Here is a 4,904-nt window from a genome sequence, read left to right on the forward strand (position 1 = left end):
CACGGTAACGATTCGCACTCCCGACGGTAGCGAGTTATCCGATGCGGCCATTGGTACAGGACCGGTAGATGCTCTCTGCAAAGCGATCGATCGAGTGGTGCAGATTCCTAACGAATTAATCTCTTTCTCGGTGCGGGAAGTGACCGAGGGAATCGATGCTTTGGGAGAAGTGACTATCCGTCTCCGTTACGAAGGACGCACCTACTCTGCTCGCGCGGCCGATACCGATATTATTGTCGCCTCCGCTCGCGCCTACGTCAGTGCCTTAAACCGTCTCCATGTCGCACTGCAGCAGAAGGAAAAAACCCCCGAAATGCTACAAGTCTAGATAGATTCCAGTCGAGTTCTATTATCTAAAGTTTCAAAAAGTATCTATTCCTTCTTGATTCATCTCTTGATTCAACAAAGCCCAGAAAACTATGAAGCTAATCCAAAAATTTCAATGGGTAGCCGTCGGTCTGAGTTTGTTCTTCAGCCTTAGCGTACTACTAAACCTACCTCCCGTCCAAAGTGCCGCTACCAGCGACTGCTTTGCCACCATGACCAAAGCAGACGAACTCTACCAAGCGGGAAAGAAGAAGGAAGCCAAAGAACTTTATCGCCAATGTAAGCTGGACTTTGCCAATTCGGACGAGACTGCCACTGAAATCCCCGACCCAGTCTATGAGATTGAAGAACTAGGGGGTGGACGAAGACTTTGGCAACAAGCACAGGAGGGAATGGAACAGGATTCCGATGCCTTTAAAAGCAAAATTTTCTTTAATCTGATTGGTCTCACCAGAAGTTATCCACAATTCGTTCCTGCTCAGCTAACCCTGGTTGATTTTTGTTTGAGAGAATCTGAATTTTGCGCTCAATATGCCCAAGAAGGACAGGCTAAAACTGCCAGCCAAATTCTAGAACGATTGACAGAATTGTATCCCGATAACCCGGATTTTCTCAGAAAGAAAATTGAGGTTTTTGCAGCGGAAGAAAAGCTTTTAGAAGCCTCCATTGCCGCCCGTCAATTTTCTTTAGTCTATAACGACTATCCAGAAGCCACTGAATTTGCCCAACTCGCCGACAACTATCTGAAAAAATTTGAAAGCAAAGTCAAGCAACAATTAATCGGACAGACGGTTGTGGGTACAGTGATAGGGGTATTGGCGGGTGGCTTGAATCAAAACCCCTATCAAGTCATTTCTGGGTTTCAGATGGCTTTGCTCATGATTCAAGGAGAATCTGCCTTTGGAGAACAAATGGCGGCGGCGTTTGCTGGAAAATATGAAAAAGAAGGAAAATTGGTAGAGGATGGAGAAGTCCTCAACTACATCAAAGGAATAGCTGCCAGAATCACCTCTTACATGGGACGAGATTTTGACTATAAATATTACGTTGTCAAAAATAGCAAAATCAATGCCTTTGTCCTGTCAGGTGGCAAGGTATTTATCAATACAGGAGCTATTTTGCAGACCAATTCTGAAGCAGAACTCGCTGGTTTATTAGGACATGAAATTGCCCATGCTGTTCTCTCTCATGGTTTTTTAAAAATGGCTCAGGCTAATTTACTGGGTAATTTAAGTCAAATTGTCCCTTTCCTCGACCGAGTTTCCCCCGTAGTCAGCGCACAATACAGCCAAGAAGCTGAACGCCAAGCCGATATTTTGGGAACCAGGTCTTTGGCACTTTCGGGCTATGCTGCCGATGGACTGCGTAATTTAACTGTTACGTTTAAAAAGCTACATGGAGATGCGCCTACTAATTATCTTTCAACTCATCCGGCCCCAGTTGAGAGAGTAAGTTATCTGGAAAAAATGATTCATAATAACGGCTATGATCGCTACGCTTATGAAGGGGTCAAGAAACACCGAGAAATTCAGGAAAGATTGAAAAATTCCAGTTAAGGAAAGTCCTATTGAGGGCAATATAGAGTGTAATTCCATTTAGTTCCTGATTTCTCTATATTGCCAGTTAATTCCACAGTCACCTGACCAGAATTACCACTGAAAGGAATAGATAAACTTTTCCTACCCGATACAAATCCGGTATTAACCAGTTCCCGATTTTCATAAATAACCCGTAGCCTATCTGGAATCCCGTACATCTCATAATCAAGGCGGATTTCTCCTTGATTAGCCGTTAGTTGAATCCTTCTAACATCTCCTTCTTGTCCGCCACTTGCCTGCTGTCGGTCACAGAATTCATAACCACGACTACGCGCTAGGAAGATTTGCATATCAATTGACTCGACAGAAGCATCAAACTGATAATTGGAATCAACTTGCTGGTCGAGACAATACTGATATTGGTCGCCTTTTTTAATGGAAACTCCTTCAGGTTTTTTAACTGACCTTACCCTGACTTCACCCTCATTTATACGAAAAGTTAAACAGGGGTCAATATTCCCAATTTCAACCCGATTAATTTCTTCAATCCATGAAGGTTCGATAATCGTATCTTCATGGCTAAAAACCTGCAACCCACAGAAAGTTGCTCCCTTAGCTTTAGCTTCTTGCCAAATTTGTTCCACCCTTTCCTTCATTGCTAAACCTGATTCCTTAAGGATAAATTCCTGGTTATTAGCACAGGAAACTGAAGCCGTTAATTCTGAATCTTCTGTCTCCCAATAATCAAAGGTTAACCTCACGCAATTTCCTTTTCCAGTTGCTTCGCATTCTTGGAGAGGTTTCTCACAGGGATTAGAACGAAATTGAGAGATTCCCAGCCAACCACGCCCCCTTTCATCAACCACAGTACAATATCGCCAACTGCTAGGAGATTTCTGTCCCATCAACCACTGTTTAATTGACGCAAAAGTAAAAAATTGATTACTGTCTGGTAAGTTAGTATTGCGACGACTACCAGAACGAACTTTAAAGCCGTTTGCACATCCCCGTTTCGTCGTCTTGGGATTAGTCCATTCAATGATAAAAGTATCTTTTGTTTCTACCAAGCAAGGGAAATAATAGGAAGTTCTCAAGTTATTCTTAATGCTGGCCTGCACCGCCAGTCCCATCGGTAGATTAGACTTATTGTAGAACTCTAATTTAGCATAGGTGCGACCACTACTGGGAATGTCTAACTTATCTAAAATTTTCATAATCGTTCCTTGACTAACAGGGTCGTAATCCCCCCCACGACGGCGGCGAATCCCTAGAGAGTTGGGCCCGATAATTTGCGTTACTTCCGCAGAATCAGGGATTTCAGCGTAACTGCTGGGGGTGGGAATTAGAGTAGATAAAGGAATCAGAAAGCTGGCGATGATTCGTAGTATTCTCGGTTGAGATTTATTCATAGCTTTTGAGGAATAGACTTATGATCAATGATTTCTACTATTTTTGGGGAGGTAAATTTTAAAAATTTTACACTCTTCTAATCTTTTTTCTAGTTCAGGAAGAGCAGGAGGATACATCAAGACACTTCTGAGAGTATGTCCATTGAGTTCCCGACATTCAGGTGCAAGTATATCCTGAGAGCCATACCAGCCACAATTATTATTGGTAAACTTACGCCATAATTCTTCAATTTTTTTGAGAGTTTCACAAGGAAAAGCATCCTCTTCCCCTTCATCTAGCACTCCACTATTATTACGGTCAGCCTTGACTCCCCAGTTACCCATTAAAATTTCATAAGTTGTTCGCAATGCCCCCGTGTATTGATTTTCTTTCTTGGAAGCATCATTTTCTATCTGTTCGCCAAAATCCTGATTGCTGAGTTGAGTTTGGAGGAGTGGGAGTCGATGCTGACGAATTACCTCTGCCAAAGATGACTCGGCCCTTTGCGAGATTTCCTCAAGTTGAGTTGTTTTTGAAACAATCCCCGGAAAGCTTTGGGGATTTTCTGTGATTTCCTGTTTCAATTGATTAGCCATTGTCAAGATCTGGCGGTAGTCAGCAATGGTTTTTTCTCCCTCTCCCTTCTGTTGACGAACGTCAGCACTCATTAAGTAATCAGGCAGTTTGGCAACGATAATTTCTGCATTTTGTGGAGTAATACTTTGGGACAAAAGAGAGTACATAGATTTTTCTTCTTTAACCTGTTGGTGCTGCTGCCAAACCGATACCACACCCGCGATAACAATCAAAGTAGTTACCCCCAATATTCCGTATAAAGTCCGGCTCTTGTAGCCAACTTGAGGAGGAAAGATCTTAATCGAGCTATTATCCCCTTGAATTACATAGGCATTTTCACCAGCATTTACGTTCTGTATTCTGCCTTCATTATGCCCAACATCCTGAGCGATGTTCTGACTGTCAGAAGGCTGTTGAGGGTTGAATTTAGGAGATCCCTTGCTCATTCTCTTACTTCATCCCCAGAAATGGCTAATGGCTACTCCCAGCCAAGCCGCTAACTTGACAAAAAGGGGTCTTAACTTGCTGATTAAATCCTTAGTTGCTCCTGCCGTCGTATCGAGTTTTTTAATAACGGAAGTTGCCCGCTCAAGCTGCTTGATAATGATTGATTGCTCTGGTTTCTCTTCGTTGGCTTCCTGTTTGGCGTTTGTTGTATATTCAGTGGCTTTGGAGACCACTTCTGACGGCAAAGGAGAAGCTTTTAGCAATTGTTCAATCTGAGCTAGTATCTCTACCGCCTGCTCTTGAGTTATTTGCTCAGTCGTCTCACCTGAAGCCCCCTGCTGAGTAGCAGTCACATTGCCTCCTGCCGCGATCGCCTGTATCTGACCTGTATTAGAGCCAACTATCTGGGTAACTGTTTGCTGACTGGCTTCTGACATAAAATTATCCCCTATAAGTATTTAGACAAAATTGATTATACAATTCCTTCCAAGGAAATCTATCGCACTTCTCGCCTAGTTTCTAATCTTACCGGCATGATCGTGCAACCGAATAAGGCGATCGTCGGTGCTAACGCTTTCGCACACGAGTCGGGAATCCATCAGGACGGGGTGTTAAAACATAAACTCA

At 43.1% G+C, this 4,904-nt stretch carries 5 protein-coding genes and 1 pseudogene; 3 read left to right on the forward strand and 3 right to left on the reverse strand.

From position 1 onward, the window contains the following. Positions 1-328 (forward strand): alpha-isopropylmalate synthase regulatory domain-containing protein (locus tag IM475_RS21820; RefSeq protein ID WP_287726644.1); only part of this gene is annotated, 328 nt, incomplete at its 5' end. 91 nt (positions 329-419) lie between these two features. Further along, positions 420-1,883, forward strand: a complete 1,464-nt coding sequence (locus IM475_RS21825; protein WP_287729115.1) for a M48 family metalloprotease — start codon at positions 420-422, stop codon at positions 1,881-1,883. A gap of 8 nt (positions 1,884-1,891) precedes the next feature. Here the strand turns inward: IM475_RS21825 and IM475_RS21830 are convergent, their stop codons facing one another. The 3 genes from IM475_RS21830 to IM475_RS21840 are packed head-to-tail and all read right to left on the reverse strand — an operon-like array spanning position 1,892 to position 4,714. Then, complete coding sequence (locus IM475_RS21830; protein WP_287729116.1) at positions 1,892-3,274, reverse strand: hypothetical protein; 1,383 nt, start codon at positions 3,272-3,274, stop codon at positions 1,892-1,894. 24 nt (positions 3,275-3,298) lie between these two features. Then, entirely contained in the window at positions 3,299-4,276 is a 978-nt protein-coding gene (locus IM475_RS21835; protein WP_287729117.1) for a hypothetical protein, read from the reverse strand. A 9-nt stretch (positions 4,277-4,285) separates the two neighbouring features. After that, positions 4,286-4,714 (reverse strand): hypothetical protein, encoded by a 429-nt coding sequence (locus IM475_RS21840; RefSeq protein ID WP_287729118.1) that lies wholly within the window; start codon positions 4,712-4,714, stop codon positions 4,286-4,288. Positions 4,715-4,756: 42 nt separating this feature from the next. Between IM475_RS21840 and IM475_RS23230 the strand changes: the two are divergent. After that, positions 4,757-4,904, forward strand: a pseudogene (locus IM475_RS23230) (homocitrate synthase/isopropylmalate synthase family protein); the annotation flags it as partial.

This window comes from Microcystis sp. M061S2, from assembly GCF_020245605.1.
In the GTDB taxonomy this organism is placed as follows: Bacteria; Cyanobacteriota; Cyanobacteriia; order Cyanobacteriales; family Microcystaceae; genus Microcystis.